An 18,224-nucleotide genomic window follows, 5' to 3' on the forward strand; every position below is an offset into this window, starting at 1 on the left:
GTTATAACCTGGACGCGTCGGGATGCAGCTCAAGCAGGTGCGCGCAGATCAGAGCGGTGATGAGATTGTGAGCATGGTCGAGGACGGCGTCGCCACCAAGAGCGAGCTGGCCTACGCGCGGGTGCGGGAGATGGTCCTGACCGGCGAGCTCGAGCCGGGCTCGGTGCTGAACCAGGCCACCCTCGCCCGGCAGATCGGCATCAGCACCACCCCATTGCGAGAGGCGCTGCGACGGCTGGCCCAGCAGGGGCTCGTGGAGCTCGGCGCGCACCGCGACGCCCGGATCGCCCCGCTGGACGCCACCGAGGCGCGCGACCTGGTGGAGCTGCGGCAGGACCTCGACCCGCTCGCCGCCGGCCTGGCCGCGCACCGCCGTACCGCCGCCGACCTCGCGGAGATCTCCGAGGGCCTCGACCGGCTCGAGTCGTTGCCGGACGACCCGTCGCCCGCGCAGCTCGCCGGGCACCGCCGGTTCCACGCGGCCCTCTACCGCGCGTCGCACAACGCGCTGCTGGTCGAGACCCTCGACGGCCTGTGGGACAAGACCGACCGCTACCGGCGGCACGCGCTGCGGGCCGGGCGCAGCGACGAGGAGCGTGCGCAGCGGGCCGAGGAACACCGGCTGCTGTTCGAGGCGGTGCAGGACCGCGACGCGGCGGCGGCCACCGACCTCATGCGCCGCCACGTCGAGACCAGCCTGGCCGCCCGGGCCGCCGGGCGCCTCGCCGCCGGACACCCCGCCGCCGGCGACCGGCCCTCCGCGTGAGCGCAGGGCTCCCCGGGGGACGGCGGCTGTTCGGACTGCTCCTCGTGCACTCGGCGCTCACCCAGGTGGTCACCTTCGTGCTGCGCCCGACGACGGCCTACCGCGCGATCGAGCTCGACGTGCCGACCGCCTGGCTCGGCGCGCTGACCGCCTCGTTCGCCGTCGTCCCGCTGCTGCTCGCCGTCCCCTCGGGACAGGCCACCGACCGGTTCGGCGAGCGGCGGGTGATGCTGGCCGGGGCGGTGCTGCTGCTGGCCTCGGCGGTCGTCCTCGCCAGCGGGCGCGGCGGCGCGGTCGGCCTGGTGGTCGGCAGCGTGGTGCTCGGCACCGGCCACCTGCTCTCGGTCGTGGCCCAGCAGGCAGCCGTGGCCGACACCGCCGGGCCGGGGCGCTTCGACACGGCGTTCGGCCACTACACCTTCGCCGCCTCGCTGGGGCAGGCGCTCGGCCCCGCGCTCATCACCGTGGCCGGCGGCGAGGGCGCCCTCCCTGACACCCGCCCGATCTTCCTCGTGGCCGCGGGGATCGCCGTCCTGCTGCTGGCGTGCACCGCCGTCCTGCGGTTCCCGGCCCGCGAGCACCCCGGCGGCGCCGCCGAGACCGGCGGCATGGGCACGCTGCTGCGCCTGCCCGGCCTCGTGCGGGCGCTGACGGTGAGCTGCGTCGTGCTCGCCGCCGTCGACATCACGCTGGTCTACCTGCCCGCCCTCGGCGCCGACCGCGGGCTGGCCGCTGGCACCGTCGGCCTGCTGCTGACGCTGCGCGCCGCGGCGTCGATGACCTCCCGCTTCTTCCTCGGCCGGCTGGTGCGAGCGACCGGGCGGCGCCGGCTGATGCTGGCCAGCGTCGCGCTGTCGGCGGTCACGATGGCGGCGGTCGCCGTGCCCATGCCCGTCGCCGGGACCGCGGTGCTGGTCGTCCTGCTCGGCCTCGGGCTCGGCGTGGGGCAGCCGCTGACGATGTCGTGGCTGGCCGAGATGGCCCCCGCCGGGCTGCGCGGCCGGGCGATGTCGCTGCGGCTGACCGGCAACCGGCTGGGCCAGGTGCTCATCCCCAGCGCCGTCGGGCTGCTGGCCGCCGGCGTCGGCTCGGCCGGCGTGCTGTGGGCGACGGCCGGGGCGCTGGCCCTCGCCGGGGCCGCCGCCCGCCGGCTGCACGTGGACGGCGGCTGACCCTCACCCCTCGATCCGGGCCACGACCGCGTCGGTGAACTCGTCGGTGGAGGCCGTGCCCCCGAGGTCCCGGGTGCTCACGCCGTCGCGCACGGCCGCCCGGACGCCGTCGTCCACCCGCACCGCGGCGTCGCCGAGGCGCGGGTCGCCGTGCCGGGTGCCGAGCCAGTCGAGCAGCATCCCGGCCGACAGCACCATCGCGACGGGGTTGGCCAGCCCCTTCCCCGCGATGTCCGGCGCCGAGCCGTGCGCGGCCTGCGCCATGGCCCGGTCGTCGGAGGCGTTGAGCGACGGGGCGGTGCCCAGCGAGCCGGCCAGCTCGCCGGTCAGGTCGGAGAGGATGTCGCCGAACATGTTCTCGGCGACGACGACGTCGAAGTCGGCGGCCCGGCGCAGCAGGTGCACGGTCATCGCGTCGATGTGGACGTCGTCCACGACCACGTCGGGGTACTCCTCCGCCACTGCCAGGCAGACGCGCTTGAACAGCCCGGAGCTCAACTGCAGCACGTTGGCCTTGTGCACGATCGTGAGCCTGTTCCGCCGCCGCCGGGCCAGCTCGAACGCGGCCCGGGCGATCCGCTCGACGGCGCGGCGGGTGAACACGCCCATCGCGACGGCGACGTCGGGGGTGGGCATCCACTCGCCGGTGCCGGCGAAGGTGTTGCGGTCGGCGTAGAAGCCCTCGGTGTTCTCCCGGACGACGACCAGGTCGGTGTCCGGGGCGATCGCACGCCCGCCCTCGAAGGCGCGCGCCGGCCGCACGTTGGCGTACAGGTCGAAGTGCTTGCGCAGGGTGCCGCTGGGGTTCAGCTGCGACCGGAACGGCTCGGGATAGGCGGCGCTGTCGTGCGGGCCGAGCAGCCAGCCGTCGAGACCGGCCAGCGCCTCCAGCGTGCTTCCGGGGATGGCGCTGCCGTGCGTGTCGATGGCAGCGGCGCCCAGCGGCAGCTCCCGCCACTCGACCGGTGCGGCACCGGCGGCGGCCAGTGCGGCGTCGACGACGCGGACGGCGGCGGGCACGATCTCCGGCCCGATCCCGTCGCCCAGGAGGACCCCCAGCCTCAGCCCGGCGGTCACGGACGCCCCGCGGCGGTCGCGCCCCGGTCGGCGTCGGAGAGGTGCTCGACCGTCTCGCCGGTGGCGGTGGTGGTGCGGGTGACGTCGCGGCCGCCGTAGACCCAGTAGATGGTCATCGTCCCCTCGCCGCGGTTGCGGAAGCAGTGCGGCACCCCGGCCGGCACCCAGGTGGCCTGGCCGGCGACCAGGTCGAACTCGTCGTCGCCGATCACCGCGGTGGCCTCGCCCTCGAACACCAGCACCGTCTCCTCGACGTTGTGCGAGTGCAGCGGGATACCGGTGCCGGGCGAGAACACGGTCATCCCCGTGGTGACCCGGTTGGTCGCGCAGTTCCACGTGCCGACGAAGGGGACGGTGGCGACGCCGTTGCCGCGGTCGAAGCGCTCGATCTCCTCGGGTCGCAGCACCATCGACGGCGGCGCGGGCCGGGTGCTCACGCGGACTCCTCGGAGGCGTGGGTGACGAGCAGCTCGCCCGGGGTGTTGACCTGCCCGGCGAGCACCTGCTCGGCGATCGCGCGCCACCGCGCGAAGTGCGGGGACGCCTTGTGGGCGGCGAACGCCTCGGCGTCGGTGTAGAGCTCGTAGAGGACGAAGCGATCCGGGTCGTCGGCGACGGAGCAGACGTCGAACCGCAGACACCCGGGCTCGTCGCGGACGGACGCCTCCGCGTTGGCGGACATGCCGGCCAGGAACTGCTCCCGCCGGCCCGGCCGCACCTCCATCTGGACCACCAGGCTGAACACGTCGTCCTCGCTTCCGTCGGCGCTGTATGCCAAGCTGTATACAAGCACGGCCCGAAGGAGGCAAGCATGACCGAGGACCGGTTGGCGCCGGACGCGCTGCGGCGGTTCGGCAGCCAGGTGCTCAGGGCGGTGGGGGTGCCGGCTCCGGACGCCGCGCTCGTGGCCGAGAGCCTCGTGCAGGCCGACCTGTGGGGGCACGGCTCCCACGGCCTCCTGCGGCTGCCCTGGTACGCGGCCCGGCTGCGGTCGGGCGCCGTGCAGGCGGTCACCGAGCCGGTGGTGCTCTCCGACACCGGTCCGCTCGTGCTGCTCGACGGGCGGGACGGCGTGGGCCAGGTGCTCGCCGACCGGGCCCGCGTCCTGGCCACCGAGCGGGCGCGGCAGCACGGCGTCGGGGTGGTCGGCGTCCGGAACTCCAACCACTTCGGCACGGCGATGTGGTTCACCCGCCGCGCCGCGCGCGACGGCTACGTCGCCGTCCTCACGACGAACGCCAGCCCGGCGATGGCGCCGTGGGGCGGGCGCGAGAAGCGCATCGGCACCAACCCGTGGTCGATCGCCGCGCCCGGTCCCGACGGGCGGGTGCTCGCCCTCGACATCGCGAACACCGCGGTCGCCCGGGGCAAGATCCACCTGGCGCAGAGCCGGGGCGAGCCGATCCCGGGGTCCTGGGCGCTGACCGCGGACGGCCGGCCGACGACCGACCCGGCGGAGGGGCTGCTCGGCGTGGTCCTGCCGATGGCCGGGCACAAGGGGTACGCGATCGCCTTCATGATGGACGTGCTGTCCGGTGCGCTGACCGGCAGCGCCGTCGGGACCGGCGTCCACGGGCCGTACGAGCCGGAGGCCCGCAGCGGCTGCGGCCACCTGTTCCTCGTCCTGGACCCGGAGGCCTTCGGCGACCGCGCGGGGTACGAGGCCCGCGTGCGGCAGCTGGTCGAGGAGGTGACGTCGGTGCCGCTGGCCCAGGACGCCGACGAGGTCCTCACCCCGGGCGAGGTCGAGGACCGCGCCGAGGCCGCCAGCCTGGCCGCCGGGGGCGTCGTCCTCGCCCGGGGCGCGCTGGCCGAGCTGCAGCGGCTGGCGACCGAGACCGGCGTGCCCTTCCCCGGTGGGGTGCGGGCGTGACGGCCGACCCGCAGCCCGAGGAGGCCAGCAAGGCCGACCTGGTCCACCGGCGGCTGCGGGAGGAGATCGAGCTCGGCGAGCTGGCACCGGGGACGCCGCTGTCGGAGCTCTCCCTCGTCGCGCGCACCGGGGCCTCGCGGACGCCGGTGCGCGAGGCGCTGCGCCGGCTGGCCGCGGAGGGGCTGGTCGACCTCGTGCCCCGGCAGGGCGCGCGGGTCTCCCGGGTGTCGGCCCGCAGCATCCGCGACCTCTTCGAGTTCCGCGCGCTGCTGGAACCGGCCGCCGTCCGGCAGGCCACCGAGGCCGCCGCCACCGACCCCGAGCTGCACCGCGCGTTCGCCGCCATGCGGGAGGCGTTCGCGAGCACCCTCCGGCACGCCCCGTCGACGGCGCGGTCCCGCGTGTTCTACGAGCTGGCCGACCGGTTCGACTGGGCGGTGATCGGGGCGACCCGCAACGAGCACCTGCGGCGCACCATCGCCGAGCTGCGGCCGCACACCGCCCGGCTGCGCAACCTCTCCCACCTGGACCCGCGGCGGGTCGAGGTCTCCGTGGGCGAGCACCTGGCGATCTGCGACGCGCTGCTCGCCGGCGACGCCGAGGGCGCGGCGACCGCCCTCGCCGAGCACCTGGCGCGGAGCCTGGAGACGATCTTCCGCAACCTGGCCACCGGCCCCGGCGAGGGCGTCGACCTGCTCGGCTGAACCGGCGCTCGCTCGGTGAGGTACTGGAACGGCCACCCTTCAGGGGCCCGCCGGCCCCGTCCCGGATCCCACCCCGAGCCTGCGAGGGGTGGGCAGGACGGGGTCCTTCTACGAGGCGTGGGGGGAAGGGTGGTCCTTCTTCAGTAGGTGGCCTTGACCGCCAGCACGGGGCAGTGCGCGTCGAGCAGGATCCGCTGTGCCTGGCTGCCGGTGATCAGCTTCCCGGTGGGCGTGCGGCGGCGCATGCCGATGACGATGAGGCTGGCCTTGACCCGGTCGGCGGCGTCCACGACCTCGTCCGAGGCGTCGTGCCCGGCCACCCGCTGGTCGATCTCGTAGACCACTCCGGCGCCGTCGAGCTTGGCCCGCACCTGGTCCAGCGCCCGCTCCGAGGCGAACCGGGGGTCGGCCAGGACGTCGCCGCGCGAGCTGTTGACGACGTGCAGCGGCTGGTCGCGCAGCCGGGCCTCGACGATGGCGGCGTCGAGGGCGGCCTCGCCCTCGGGGGTGGGGACGTAGCCCACGACGATGGTCATGGCCGGAGCGTAGGCGGCGGCGCGGACCGGTCCGCTCTTGTGCCCGTAGCGGTCGTTGCGGTCGTTGCGGCCCCGCCGCTCACCCGGGACGCTGCGGCGACCGCAGGGTGAACCGCCGCTCCGGCCGCCCGGCGGTGCCGTAGCGCTGCCGGACGTCGGCCTCCTCCTGCGCGACCAGCTGTTCCAGGTAGCGGCGCGCGCTCACCCGCGCCAGCCCGGTCCGCTCGCTGCACTGGGTCGCCGACAGGCCGTCCGGCCCGGCCAGCTGCAACGCCTCCCGCACCAGCTCCAGCGTCTCCGGCGCGATGCCCTTGGGCGTGGTGGGCGCGGACCGGCCCCCGCCGCGCGCGCCGGCGAACACCCGGTCGACGTCGGCCTGCCGCGCCTGGTCCAGCGCGGCCAGCTCCGCCCGCACCCCGGCGTACTCGCGCAGCCTGCTCTCGAAGGTCCGCCGGTCGAACGGCTTCACCAGGTAGTGCAGGACACCGCCGTGCAGCGCGCTGCGGATGCTGTCGACGTCCCGGGCGGCGCTGATGACGACGACGTCGACCGCGACGCCCTCCGCCCGCAGCCGGCGCAGCACCTCCAGGCCGGTCATGTCCGGCAGGTAGACGTCGAGCAGCACCAGGTCCGGCCGCAGCCGCCGCACGGCCGCGAGCGCGTCGGACCCGGTGGACGCCGACCCCACGACCTCGAAGCCGTCCAGGGCCGCCACGAACCCGGCGTGCACCTTGGCGACCATGAAGTCGTCGTCGACGATGAGCGTCCGGATCACGCGTCCACCAGCGCCGGGCCGACCGGGATCCGGGCGGTGAAGACCGAGCCGCCGGCCGAGCTCGCCGTCACCTCGCCGCCCCGCCGGGTGCAGACGAGGTGCACCAGCGACAGCCCGATGCCCCGCCCACCGGGGACCGCTGCGTCATCGGTGGAGTGGCCCTTGGTCGACACCCCGCGGCGGAAGACCTCGGCCTCCATGCCCGGGGGGACGCCGGGGCCGGAGTCGCGGACCACGACGTCGACCTCGTCGTCCACCAGGCCCAGGCCCACCTCGACCCAGCGCTCGACGGCGCCCGAGGCGGCGTCCAGGGCGTTGTCGACCAGGTTGCCGACGACGGTGGCGACGTCGGTGCTCAGCTCGGGGCTCAGCACCGGCAGCGCGGAGTCCGGCGCGACCCGCAGGTCGACGCCGAGCTCGGCGGCCTGGCTGGCCTTGGCGATGAGCAGCGCGGCCAGCGCCGGGTCCCGGACGGCGTCGGTGACGGCGGCGCCGAACTCGGAGCGGCTGGAGCTGACCCGGTGCACGAAGCGGACCGCCTCCTCGGCCTCCCCCAGCTCGATGAGGCCGGCGATGGTGTGCAGCCGGTTGTCGAACTCGTGCGCCTGCGCGCGCAGGGTGTCGGTGACGTGCCGGGTCAGCTCCAGCTCGTGACGGAGCTCGAGCAGCTCGGTGCGGTCGCGCAGCGTGGCCACCGACCCCAGCGGCCGGCCGCGGCTGGTCAGGGGCAGCCGGTTGACCACCAGCACCCGCCCGGCGCTGCCCACGGCCCGGTCCCGCTCCACCCCGGTGGACAGCAGCGCCGCGCGGACCTCCTCGGCGACCCCGAGGTCCTCGAGCGTGCGGCCGAGGGCGGCGCCGGGGATGCGCAGCAGCCGGATCGCCTCGTCGTTGACCAGCGTCACCCGGCCGCGCAGGTCCAGGCCGACGACGCCCTCGCGGATGCCGTGCAGCATGGCGTCGCGGTGCTCGACCAGCCCGGCGATCTCGGCCGGCTCCAGCCCGAGCGTCTGCCGCTTCACCCGCCGGGCCACCAGCAGCGACCCGCCGATGCCCAGCGCGCTGGCCAGCCCCAGGTAGGTGAGCAGGTTGGGGGCCGCCGCCGCGAGGCCCCCGAGGACGCTCGGGTAGGGCCGCAGCACCGACACGAACCCCAGCACCTCGTCGCCCCGAGGGGAGTAGACCGGCGCCATGGCGACCGCGGCGTGCCCGTCCTCGACCTCGGCGTCCCCCACCCAGGACCGCCCTTCCAGTACCCGGCTGGCCCCGATGTCGAGCGGCTCGCCCAGCAGCCCGGGGTAGGCGCTGGCGAGGACGGTCCGGTCGGCCAGGGCGACGACGACGTCCTCGGAGCCGGAGTTGCTCCGGCTGATCTCCGCCGCGACCCGGATGTAGTCGAGCAGCCCGACGGCCATGGCCTCCCGGGTCGTCCGCGGGTTGGCCAGCGTCTCGGCGACCTCCAGGGCCCGGCGGCCCTCGACCTCCTCGGCGCGCAGCGTCGACTGGGCGACGGTGACAGCCGCGACGCCAACGAGGACGACGCAGACGATGACCACCTGCAGCGCGAGCAGCTGGCCGGCGAGCGACAGCCGCCGGGTCACGGGCCCTCCTCGCTGGCGCTCGTCGGCCCCGTGCCCCGGGGTGCTGTGCCCATGCGTGACCTCGCGAGCTCGGTCACGGACCCTCCTCGCTGGCGCTCGTCGGCCCCGTGCCCCGGGGTGCTGTGCCCATGCGTGACCTCGCGAGCTCGGTCACGGACCCTCCTCGCTGGCGCTCGTCGGCCCCGTGCCCCGGGGTGCTGTGCCCATGCGTGACCTCGCGAGCTCGGTCACGGACCCTCCTCGCTGGCGCTCGTCGGCCCCGTGCCCCGGGGTGCTGTGCCCATGCGTGACCTCGCGAGCTCGGTCACGGGTACTCCTGACAGGTCGGGGACGCGGCACGCCATCGGACCCGGGCCCGGCCGCCCGGTGCAACACGACGCCGTGCACACAACGACCACAACGTCCGATGCGCACGCAAGCGTGACACGCGCCACGCCCGTTGCGACGGTCCCTGCGAGCGGCGGACGTCCGCCGGACACACAGGAGGAACCCATGCGCAACGCTTCCCTGCGGAAGCTCACGGCCGGCACGGTCGCAGCCGGTCTGCTGCTGACCGGCTGCGGCACCACCGCGGAGGGCGGCGCCGCCTCCGGCGGCGGCACCGAGGAGGGGCCGGTCACCGGCCTGCGGGTCATGGTCCCGAACTCGCCCGGCAGCGGCTACGACACCACCGCCCGCGCCTGGGCCCAGGTGGCCGAGGAGGAGGGGCTGGCCGAGACGATCGAGGTGTTCAACCTCGAGGGTGCCGGCGGCACCGTCGGCCTGCAGCGCCTGGTCAACGAGACCGGCAACGCCGACATGCTCATGCAGATGGGCCTGGGCGTGGTGGGCGCGCAGTACAGCAACCAGTCCGAGGCCACCCTCGAGCAGACCACCCCGATCGCGCGGCTGATCGAGGAAGCCGAGGCGATCGTCGTCCCGGCGGACTCGCCGTTCCAGACCATCGACGACCTGGTCGCCGCGTGGCAGGCCGACCCGGGCAACACCCCGGTCGGCGGCGCGTCCAACCCGGGTGGCCCCGACCACCTGACCCCGATGCTGCTGGCGCAGGAGGTCGGCGTGACGCCGTCCTCGGTCAACTACGTCGCCTACGACGGCGGCGGCGAGCTGCTCGCCGGCATCCTCGGCGGCGACGTGGCCTTCGCCGCGACCGGCGTCGGCGAGGTCACCGAGCCGGCCGCCTCCGGTGACGTCCGCATCCTCGCGGTCACCAGCGAGCAGCCGGTCGAGGGCGTCGACGCGCCGACCCTCACCGAGGAGGGCGTGGACCTGACCTTCACCAACTGGCGCGGCGTGGTGGCGGCCCCGGACATCTCCGAGGAGGAGGTCCAGCGGCACGTCGACCTGATCACCCAGATCCACGACAGCGAGGCCTGGCAGCAGGTCCTCGAGGACCAGGGCTGGACCGACTCCTTCCTCACCGGCGACGAGTTCGGCACCTTCCTCGACGAGGAGAGCCAGCGGGTGCAGGGCGTGCTGAGCGAGCTGGGCCTGACGTGAGCAGTGCCTCCTCGGGAGGCACGACCCGGGAGCAGGGCCGCTCCGAGCTCGGTGTGGCCCTGTTCCTGGGGGCGCTCGGCGTCCTCGTCGTCGTCTCCGCGCTGCTGCTGCCGGAGAGCCGGATCGCCCGCGGTCCGGTCGGCCCGGCTGCCGTCCCCGTGGTGGTGGGTGGCCTGCTCGTCGTCACGTCGGTGTTCCTGGCCGTCGACGTCTGGCGGGGTGGCCGGGGTGAGCCCGAGGGCGGCGAGGACATCGAACTCACGGGGCGCAGCGACTGGCGCACCGTCGCGATGCTCGCCGCGGCCTTCCTGGCCAACGCCCTGCTGATCGAGCCGCTGGGCTGGGTCATCTCGGGCGCGGTCCTGTTCTGGGGCAGCGCCTTCGCGCTCGGCAGCCGGCACTACGTGCGCGACGCGGTGATCGCGGTCGCGCTGTCCATGGGCAGCTTCTACCTGTTCGCCCTCGGGCTGGGCATCGTCCTGCCCCCGGGCATCCTGAGGGGGATCCTCTGATGGACGCGTTCGTCGAGCTCGGGAGCGGCTTCGCCACCGCCCTGACGCCGACCAACCTGGCCTTCGCGCTGCTGGGCGTGCTGCTGGGCACCGCCATCGGCGTCCTGCCCGGCATCGGCCCGGCGATGACCGTCGCGCTGCTGCTGCCGCTCACCCGTGGCCTGGACGTCACCACCGCACTGATCATGTTCGCCGGCATCTACTACGGCGGCATGTACGGCGGGTCGACGACGTCGATCCTGCTCAACACCCCCGGTGAGAGCGCCTCGGTCGTCACCGCGATCGAGGGCAACAGGATGGCCCGCACCGGCCGGGCCGCCCAGGCCCTGGCGACCGCGGCGATCGGCTCGTTCGTCGCCGGCACGATCGCCACCCTGCTGCTGGCCCTCGTCGCCCCGACGGTCGCCCGGCTGGCCGTGCAGATCTCCCCTGCGGACATGTTCGCCGTCATGCTGCTGGCCTTCATCGCGGTGACGTCGGTGCTCGGCAGCTCCCGGGTGCGCGGCCTGGCCTCCCTCGGCCTGGGCCTGGCCATCGGTCTCATCGGCATCGACGCCACCTCGGGCCAGCAGCGGCTCACGTTCGGCGTCCCCGAGCTCGCCGAGGGCATCGACGTCGTCGTCGTGGCGGTCGGCCTGTTCGCCGTCGGTGAGGCGCTGTGGACGGCGGCCCACCTGCGCCGCCGCCCGGTCGAGGTCATCCCGGTCGGCAACCCGCGGATGAGCCGGTCGGACTGGAGCCGGTCGTGGAAGCCCTGGCTGCGCGGCACCGCCATCGGGTTCCCGTTCGGCGCCGTCCCCGCCGGTGGCGCCGAGGTGCCGACGTTCCTGTCCTACGTCACCGAGAAGCGGCTGTCCGAGCACCCCGAGGAGTTCGGCAAGGGCGCCATCGAGGGCGTCGCCGGACCGGAGGCCACCAACAACGCCTCGGCGGCCGGCGGCCTGGTGCCGCTGCTCACCCTCGGCATCCCGACCACCGCGACCGCGGCGATCATGCTGTCGGCGATCGAGAGCTACGGCATCCAGCCGGGACCCCGGCTGTTCGCCGCCGAGCCGGAGCTGGTGTGGGGCCTCATCGCCAGCCTCTTCATCGGCAACGCGGCGCTGCTGCTGCTGAACCTGCCGCTCGCGCCGGTGTGGGCCCGGCTGCTGCGGATCCCGCGCACGTACCTGTACGCGGGCATCCTCTTCTTCGCCAGCCTCGGGGCCTACGCGGCCAACGCCAACGTGTTCGATCTGTTCCTGCTGCTGGTCATCGGCGCCCTGGGCTTCATGATGCGGCGCTACGGCCTGCCGCTGCTGCCGGCCATCATCGGGGTCATCCTCGGCCCGTTCGCCGAGGAGCAGCTCCGGACGGCGCTGCAGATCAGCAACGGCGACCTCGGCGGGCTCGTCGACCCGGTGGCGGTCGTCGCCTACGTCATCGTGGCGCTCATCCTGCTGTTCCCGCTGGTCCGTCGGCTGCTGCCGACGAAGGCGCACGTGCCGGTGCTCGACGAGGCGGTGCACGAGATCGAGGAGGCGCACCACCACCACGGGACGACCGAGGCCGTGTCGGTCGAGACCCGCGCGAGGAGGGGCTCCGAGGAGTCGGACGACTCCGACGGGTACTGACGACGACGTCCGAGGGGGCAGGGCGCCGGTGGCTCCCTGCCCCCTCCGTCGTCCCTGCGCTGACCGGAGGCGACCGGTCCCGGGACGGAGGGCGACCGCCACACCCGGGCGCCGCCCGCGTCCTTCCCCGGACCGGCGGCGGGGTCGACACTGCTCGCGCCCGCCGGCGTCGCCGGGTGTCGTACTGGGTCGTCCGCCCGGTGACGCCGACGCGGTCCGTGTCCCCACGGGGGAACCGACTGCGAGAGGCAGGCCCTGTCCGAGCACCCCAACGTCGCCCGCCTGCGCGAGGCCTACACCGCGTTCGGCAAGGGTGACCTCGCCGCACTGACCCGGTTGTGGGCCCAGGACATCCGCTGGCACGTGCCGGGCACGACCGACCTGGCCGGCACGTACGAGGGGCACGAGGGGGTGCTGGGCTTCCTGGGCGCGGCGATGGACCGCTCCGAGGGCAGCCTCCGGGTCGAGCCGGTCGCCCTCTTCGCCGACGACACGCACGGCGTGGCCCTCGTCGCCCTCACCGGCCACCGCGGGAACCGGCACCTGGACACGATGAACGCCCACATCTCCCGGTTTCGCGAGGGCTGAGTGGTGAAGTTCTGGGAGGCGCCGACCGAGCCCCAGGTTATGGACGCGTTCTGGGGCTGATCGTCAGCCGGCGCCGGCGGGCAGCGCCGGGCCCTCGTCCTTGAGCACCACGCCCGAGGCACCGAGCTCGCGGGCCGCGCCGAGCAGCGCGGCCACGGTGTCGGCGGCCTGTGCGTAGGACAGCCCGTGCGGCGGGCGGACGTTGGAGACGCAGTTGCGCTCGGAGTCCGCCCGCCCCGGCCGCGGGTCCCAGGTCAGGTAGACGCCGAGCGAGTCGGCCGACGACAGCCCCGGCCGCTCGCCGATCAGCACCACGACCGCGCGGGCACCCAGGGCCGCGCCGACGGCGTCGCCCAGCGCCACGCGGGCCTGGATGGCGACGACCAGGGGCGCCACCGACCAGCCGGGCAGCCGCTCCAGCAGCGCCGTCACCAGGTCGGCGGCGTGCTCGTGCACCGCGCGCGGGGAGAGCCCGTCGGCGATGACGACCGCCAGGTCGGCGTCCGTGCGAGGCAGCGACGTGCCCTGCGCGAGCTGCCGGCCCAGGTCGGGCCGCTGCAGGTAGGTGGCGCGGTCGGGCGCGGCCGAGTGCACCTCGATCAGCTCGCCGAGCGCCGTCCGCAGCCGGTCGACGTCCAGCGGCTGGTGCACCGCGTCGCGGGCGGCGGCGTGCGCCGCGCGGAACTCCAGCTCCCGCGCGGTGGGCAGCGCGTCACCGGCCCGGCCCAGCGCGACCCGTGCCCGGGTCGCCGACCGCAGCACCGCCCACGGGTCACCGCCTCCCGCGCGCGAGAGCCGGTCGGTCGCGTCCACCACGTCGCCTTCCGCGCGCGGAAGGCGGTCCGGGCCGGTCATGCCGAGGCCGCCGCGAGGAGGGCCCGGGCGGCGGGCGCGTCGGCGGTCAGCTCGCGCACCCGGCCGGCGTCGTCGAGCAGGTCCATGCGGGCCAGCCACGCCTCGAACTCCGGCGCCGGCCGCAGCCCGAGCACCGAGCGGGTGGTGAGGACGTCGGAGAAGGCCAACGACTGGTAGTGCAGCATCACGTCGTCCATCCCGGGGACGGCGATGAGGAACGTGCACCCCGCCGCGCCGAGCAGCAGCATCAACGAGTCCATGTCGTCCTCGTCGACCTCGGCGTGGTTGGTGTAGCAGACGTCCACGCCCATGGGCAGGCCGAGCAGCTTGCCGCAGAAGTGGTCCTCGAGCCCGGCGCGCAGCACCTGCTTGCCGTCGTAGAGGTACTCCGGGCCGATGAACCCGACGACGGTGTTGACGATGAGCGGCTCGAAGTGCCGGGCGACGGCGTACGCGCGGGCCTCCAGGGTCTGCTGGTCGACCGGCCGGCCGCCGATGCCGCGGTGCGCGTCGGCCGACAGCGCCGAGCCCTGTCCGGTCTCGAAGTAGGTGACGTTCGAGCCGACCGTCCCGCGACCCAGCGCGAGCGCCCCGGCGCGGGCCTCGGCGAGCAGGTCGAGGGTGACGCCGAAGCCGCGGTTGGCCGGCTGGGTGCCGGCGACCGACTGGAACACCAGGTCGACCGGTGCCCCCTGCTCGAGCGCCCGCAGCGTGGTGGTCACGTGCGCCAGCACGCAGGACTGGGTCGGGATGCCGTAGCGGCCGATCACCTCGTCGACCAGCTCCAGCAGCGCCACCGTGCGGGCCGGTGAGTCGGTGGCCGGGTTGATGCCGATGACCGCGTCCCCGCAGCCCTGCAGCAGCCCGTCGACGATGGACGCCGTCACGCCCAGCGGGTCGTCGGTCGGGTGGTTGGGCTGCAACCGCGAGGCCAGCCGGCCGGGCAGGCCGAGGGTGCTGCGCAGCCCGGTGACCACCCGGGTGCGCCGGCCGACGGCGACCAGGTCGGCGTTGCGCATCAGCTTCGACGTGGCCGCGACCATCTCCGGGGTCAGCCCGGGGGCCAGGTCGCTGATCGACGCCTCGTCGCCCGCGGCGGCCCAGGCCAGCAGCCGGTCGCGGAACTCCCCCACCGTGAGCGACGCGACCGGCGCGAAGGCGACCGCGTCGTGGGTGTCGAGCACCAGCCGGGTGACGTCGTCCTCGTCGTAGCCGACCACCTGCTCGTCGAGGAACGTGGCCAGCGGCAGGTCGGCGAGCACGGTCTGCGCGGCGACCCGCTCGGCGGCCGACTCCGCGGCGCAGCCGGCGAGGACGTCGCCGGAGCGGGCCGGCGTCGCCTTCGCCAACAGCTCGACCAGCGTCGGGAACTCGTAGGTGTGCCCCCCGACCGTGCCCACCCGTCTCACCGGACGTCCTCCTCCGCGTCGGCCAGCAGCTCGAACTCCTCCTCCGGCGCCGAGGCCACCAGGTGGTGGCGGCTGTAGAGGGCGAAGTAGGCGAGGAACGCCGCGTAGGCGGCGAGGGTCCAGAGCGCGGCGGTCACGTCGACCAGGAAGGTGGCCACGACCGCGGCGGCGGCGAGCGCCAGTGCGACGCCGGTGGTCGCCGTCCCGCCCGGGGTCCGGTACGGGCGCGGCAGGTCCGGCTCGCGGCGGCGCAGCACGATGTGGCTGACCATCATGAGCACGTAGGACACCGTCGCCCCGAAGACGGCCATGTTGAGCAGCATCGCGCCCTGGCCGGTCAGCGACAGCACGAAGCCGATGGCCCCGGGCACCAGCAGGGCCAGCACCGGCGCCTTGCGGGAGTTGGTCACCGACAGCGCCCGCGGCAGGTAGCCGGCGCGGGAGAGCGCGAAGGTCTGCCGCGAGTACGCGTAGATGATCGAGAAGAAGCTGGCCACCAGCCCGAACAGGCCGGCGTAGTTGACGACGGTGGTCAACGCCCCGGGGGCGCCGGCGCCGGCCAGCGCGTCGACCGGCGGGTTGCCCGACCCCGCGATCGCCGCCGACCCGGCGGCGCCCGGGGTGAACACCAGCATGAGGACGGCGAGGACGACGAGCACGCCCATCGCCGCGACGATCCCCCGCGGCATGGACCGGGCCGGGTCCCGGGCCTCCTCGGCGGCCAGCGGCACGCTCTCGACCGCGAGGAAGAACCAGATGGCGAAGGGGAACGCCGCCCAGATGCCGATCAGGCCGTACGGCAGGAACGCCGAGGCGCCGACGGCGTCGGTGGGCGCGATGTCGAGCAGCAGCTCGCCGTCGAACCGCGGGATCGCGCCGACGAGGAAGACGACCAGCCCGGCCAGCGCGACGACGGTGACGGCGAACATCGCCTTGAGCGCCTCGCCGACGCCCAGCAGGTGGATGCCGACGAACAGCGCGTAGACGGCGAGGTAGACCCACCAGCCGTCGGTGATGCCGAACAGCCCGAGCGACTCGACGTAGGCGCCGATGAAGGTGGCGATCGCCGCCGGCGCGATGGCGTACTCGATGAGCACCGCGACGCCGGTGGCGTAGCCGCCCCACGGACCCAGCGCCCGGCGGGCGAAGGTGTAGCCGCCGCCGGCGGTCGGCAGCGCGGAGCCGAGCTCGGCCAGGCCGAACACCATGGCGGTGTACATGACCGCCATGAGCACGGTGGCGATCAGCAGCCCGCCGAAGCCGCCCTCGGCCAGGCCGAAGTTCCACCCGGCGTAGTCGCCGGAGATGACCGCCGAGACGCCGAGGCCGGCCAGCAGCAGCCAGCCCGCCGTCCCGGTGCGCAGCCGGCGCCGCTCGAGGTAGCCCGCGTCGACCCGCTCGGCCTCGACGCCCGCGTGCGCGGACCTCGGAGGGGTGGAGCGGGCGGTGGGATCGGCGGTCACGGGCGCCTCCGGGGGTCGGCCCGCCGGAGGCGGGAGGGGCCAGCGTGGCCCCGCGCCGGTGCCGGGTCAACGGGCAGCGCGGGACGCAACACGCCGTTCACAGCGTCGTCCCGGGCAACGGTGCGCACGTCCGGCAGCGCGTGCTGGATACTCATCCGGCCGGACACCACCGGATCGGGCGCGACGCAGAGGACGGGCACCAGTGACGCCGGGACGGGACACGCGGTCGGACGACGGCGAGCTGCTCGCCCTGCTGGCATCGGGGAGGGACCTCAGCGCCTTCCTCGACGAGCTGGTGCACCTGGCCGCACGGCAGATCCCCCACGCCGAGGCCTGCGGGCTGACCCTGAACCGCGACGCCACGGGGATGACCGTGGCCAGCACCGGGCCGCTGGCCGAGCGGGCCGACGAGCGGCAGTACGAGGTGGAGACCGGCCCGTGCCTGTACTCGATGCGCACCGGCACGGTCGTGCGCGTCGACGACATGGCCGCCGAGGACCGCTGGGCCCCCTACCCGGCGCGGGCCGTCGAGCTCGGCATCCGGTCGTCGCTGTCGCTGCCGCTGGTGGTCGAGGGCCGCAACAGCGGTGCGCTGAACCTCTACGCCACCGAGCCGGAGGTGTTCGGCGCCGACGACGAGGCGATCGGTGCCCGCTGGGCCGGACAGGCCACCGGTGCGCTCACCGTGGCGCTGCGGCTCGCCGACAGCGACCACCGCGCCGAGTCGCTGCTCGGCGGCCTGGACACCCGGGCCACCATCGGCCAGGCGGTGGGCCTCCTCATGGCACAGGAACGGTGCACCGCCGACCAGGCCTTCGACCTGCTGCGGATCGCCTCGCAGCGGCGCAACGTCAAGCTCCGCGACGTCGCCGCGGGCGTCGTCAGCGCGTTCGAGGAGTGCCTGGCCGACCGGCGCGAGCGCTGGTGACCGGACGCCGCCTCAGAGGCCGTGCCAGCGACCGTCCTTGGCGTTGCGCTCCTGCCGCGGGGTGAACACGTTGCCCTCGCTGGGCGGTGCGCCGTCCCCCGCCAGGGCGAACACCCTGAACAGCGGCCCGACCAGCGCGTCGTAGACCGCCGGCAGCAGCCGGAAGCCGGCGATGACGACCGGGTTGGCGAACCCGGACTGCACCAGCCGCCGGGGCCGGTCCAGCCGGACCATCACGGCGCGGGCCACCCGCTCCGGCGAGTAGACCGGGGGCGGCGGCCGGCCGGTGCTGCCGGCCCACGTCGCGCCCTGGTAGTAGATCGGGGTGTTCACCCCGCCGGGGGCGACGGCGGAGACGTGCACGTCCGGCGCGTCCCGGGTCTCCTGCTGCAGCGTGCGGACCAGCCCCAGCTGCCCCCACTTGGCCGCCACGTAGCTGCCCATCAGCGGCGCGGTCACCGAGGCCAGCAGCGAGCTGACGACGACGAGGTGCCCGGCGCCCTGGCGGCGGAACACCGGCAGCGCGGTGCGCGCGACGTTGGCGGTGCCGTGCAGGGCGGTGTCCACGACGGCCTCGAACACCTCGCGCGGCACGTCCTCGATCCGGCCGTAGGCCATGGTCTGCGCCGCGTGGACGACGGCGTCGAGCCGGCCGCGGCGCGCGACGGCGGTCTCCACCGCCCGCTGCACGGCGTCGGCGTCGGCGACGTCGGCCGGGCAGACCAGGACGTCGGCCGCCCCCTTCCCGCGGGCCTCGGCGGCGGTCTCCTCCAGGGCCTCACGCCCCCGGGCGACGAGCACCAGCCGGGCGCCCCGGGCGGCGAGGGTGTGCACTGTCCCCTATACACATCT

Annotated in this window: 19 protein-coding genes; 9 read left to right on the forward strand and 10 right to left on the reverse strand. The window is 75.0% G+C overall.

From position 1 onward, the window contains the following. Positions 1-73: 73 nt before the first annotated feature. Positions 74-766, forward strand: a complete 693-nt coding sequence (locus CNO22_RS09615; RefSeq protein ID WP_100499156.1) for a GntR family transcriptional regulator — start codon at positions 74-76, stop codon at positions 764-766. Further along, positions 763-1,938 carry an MFS transporter gene (locus CNO22_RS09620; protein WP_100499157.1) on the forward strand — a complete coding sequence of 392 codons (1,176 nt, stop codon included), beginning with the start codon at positions 763-765 and terminating at the stop codon, positions 1,936-1,938. The genes CNO22_RS09615 and CNO22_RS09620 overlap by 4 nt, the downstream gene beginning before the upstream one ends. Positions 1,939-1,941: 3 nt before the next feature. On the opposite strand, the gene CNO22_RS09625 is transcribed toward CNO22_RS09620, so the two are convergent. Genes CNO22_RS09625 through CNO22_RS09635 form a run of 3 tightly spaced genes read right to left on the reverse strand, consistent with a single transcriptional unit; the run spans position 1,942 to position 3,760 of the window. Further along, positions 1,942-3,015, reverse strand: a complete 1,074-nt coding sequence (locus CNO22_RS09625; protein WP_100499158.1) for an isocitrate/isopropylmalate dehydrogenase family protein — start codon at positions 3,013-3,015, stop codon at positions 1,942-1,944. Next, positions 3,012-3,452, reverse strand: a complete 441-nt coding sequence (locus CNO22_RS09630; RefSeq protein ID WP_232806922.1) for a cupin domain-containing protein — start codon at positions 3,450-3,452, stop codon at positions 3,012-3,014. Before CNO22_RS09630 ends, CNO22_RS09625 begins: the two co-directional genes overlap by 4 nt. Further along, complete coding sequence (locus CNO22_RS09635) at positions 3,449-3,760, reverse strand: putative quinol monooxygenase (protein WP_100499159.1); 312 nt, start codon at positions 3,758-3,760, stop codon at positions 3,449-3,451. The genes CNO22_RS09630 and CNO22_RS09635 overlap by 4 nt, the downstream gene beginning before the upstream one ends. A 66-nt stretch (positions 3,761-3,826) precedes the next feature. On the opposite strand from CNO22_RS09635, the gene CNO22_RS09640 reads away from it, so the two are divergent. Then, positions 3,827-4,888 (forward strand): Ldh family oxidoreductase, encoded by a 1,062-nt coding sequence (locus CNO22_RS09640; RefSeq protein WP_100499160.1) that lies wholly within the window; start codon positions 3,827-3,829, stop codon positions 4,886-4,888. Then, positions 4,885-5,592, forward strand: a complete 708-nt coding sequence (locus CNO22_RS09645) for a GntR family transcriptional regulator (protein ID WP_100499161.1) — start codon at positions 4,885-4,887, stop codon at positions 5,590-5,592. Before CNO22_RS09640 ends, CNO22_RS09645 begins: the two co-directional genes overlap by 4 nt. A gap of 140 nt (positions 5,593-5,732) precedes the next feature. Here CNO22_RS09645 and CNO22_RS09650 read toward each other — a convergent pair whose 3' ends face one another. The 3 genes from CNO22_RS09650 to CNO22_RS09660 all read right to left on the reverse strand — a co-directional run bounded on the left by CNO22_RS09650 (position 5,733) and on the right by CNO22_RS09660 (position 8,504). After that, complete coding sequence (locus tag CNO22_RS09650) at positions 5,733-6,128, reverse strand: universal stress protein (RefSeq protein ID WP_100499162.1); 396 nt, start codon at positions 6,126-6,128, stop codon at positions 5,733-5,735. Between the two features lie 79 nt (positions 6,129-6,207). Further along, complete coding sequence (locus CNO22_RS09655; protein ID WP_100499163.1) at positions 6,208-6,903, reverse strand: response regulator; 696 nt, start codon at positions 6,901-6,903, stop codon at positions 6,208-6,210. Then, on the reverse strand, positions 6,900-8,504 hold the full coding sequence (locus CNO22_RS09660) for a sensor histidine kinase (RefSeq protein WP_100499164.1): 1,605 nt from the start codon (positions 8,502-8,504) through the stop codon (positions 6,900-6,902). The genes CNO22_RS09655 and CNO22_RS09660 overlap by 4 nt, the downstream gene beginning before the upstream one ends. Before the next feature lie 492 nt (positions 8,505-8,996). Between CNO22_RS09660 and CNO22_RS09665 the strand changes: the two genes are divergently transcribed. The 4 genes from CNO22_RS09665 to CNO22_RS09680 all read left to right on the forward strand — a co-directional run bounded on the left by CNO22_RS09665 (position 8,997) and on the right by CNO22_RS09680 (position 12,717). Further along, entirely contained in the window at positions 8,997-10,004 is a 1,008-nt protein-coding gene (locus tag CNO22_RS09665; RefSeq protein WP_100499165.1) for a Bug family tripartite tricarboxylate transporter substrate binding protein, read from the forward strand. Next, on the forward strand, positions 10,001-10,516 hold the full coding sequence (locus CNO22_RS09670; protein ID WP_100499166.1) for a tripartite tricarboxylate transporter TctB family protein: 516 nt from the start codon (positions 10,001-10,003) through the stop codon (positions 10,514-10,516). Before CNO22_RS09665 ends, CNO22_RS09670 begins: the two co-directional genes overlap by 4 nt. Continuing rightward, complete coding sequence (locus CNO22_RS09675; RefSeq protein ID WP_100499167.1) at positions 10,516-12,129, forward strand: tripartite tricarboxylate transporter permease; 1,614 nt, start codon at positions 10,516-10,518, stop codon at positions 12,127-12,129. Before CNO22_RS09670 ends, CNO22_RS09675 begins: the two co-directional genes overlap by 1 nt. A gap of 282 nt (positions 12,130-12,411) precedes the next feature. Continuing rightward, a complete protein-coding gene (locus CNO22_RS09680) occupies positions 12,412-12,717 on the forward strand; it encodes a nuclear transport factor 2 family protein (RefSeq protein ID WP_269799581.1) in 306 nt (101 codons plus the stop codon). Between the two features lie 63 nt (positions 12,718-12,780). On the opposite strand, the gene eutC is transcribed toward CNO22_RS09680, so the two are convergent. From eutC to eat, 3 genes are read right to left on the reverse strand one after another with little or no spacing between them, the layout of a single operon-like run. Then, the gene (gene eutC, locus CNO22_RS09685; protein ID WP_100499172.1) at positions 12,781-13,530 is read right to left on the reverse strand and encodes an ethanolamine ammonia-lyase subunit EutC; all 750 of its coding nucleotides are present in this window, start codon (positions 13,528-13,530) and stop codon (positions 12,781-12,783) included. Between the two features lie 38 nt (positions 13,531-13,568). Further along, on the reverse strand, positions 13,569-14,981 hold the full coding sequence (locus CNO22_RS09690) for an ethanolamine ammonia-lyase subunit EutB (protein WP_100499169.1): 1,413 nt from the start codon (positions 14,979-14,981) through the stop codon (positions 13,569-13,571). Further along, complete coding sequence (eat, locus tag CNO22_RS09695; protein ID WP_198588212.1) at positions 14,978-16,444, reverse strand: ethanolamine permease; 1,467 nt, start codon at positions 16,442-16,444, stop codon at positions 14,978-14,980. The genes CNO22_RS09690 and eat overlap by 4 nt, the downstream gene beginning before the upstream one ends. A gap of 202 nt (positions 16,445-16,646) precedes the next feature. Here eat and CNO22_RS09700 point away from each other — a divergent pair, with 202 nt between their 5' ends. Next, entirely contained in the window at positions 16,647-17,372 is a 726-nt protein-coding gene (locus tag CNO22_RS09700) for a GAF and ANTAR domain-containing protein (RefSeq protein WP_198588213.1), read from the forward strand. Positions 17,373-17,384: 12 nt separating this feature from the next. Here CNO22_RS09700 and CNO22_RS09705 read toward each other — a convergent pair whose 3' ends face one another. After that, a complete protein-coding gene (locus tag CNO22_RS09705; protein ID WP_232806924.1) occupies positions 17,385-18,206 on the reverse strand; it encodes an SDR family NAD(P)-dependent oxidoreductase in 822 nt (273 codons plus the stop codon). Between the last annotated feature and the right edge of the window lie 18 nt (positions 18,207-18,224).

Origin of the sequence: Geodermatophilus chilensis (assembly GCF_002802985.1) — a bacterium.
Taxonomy (GTDB): Bacteria; Actinomycetota; Actinomycetes; order Mycobacteriales; family Geodermatophilaceae; genus Geodermatophilus; species Geodermatophilus chilensis.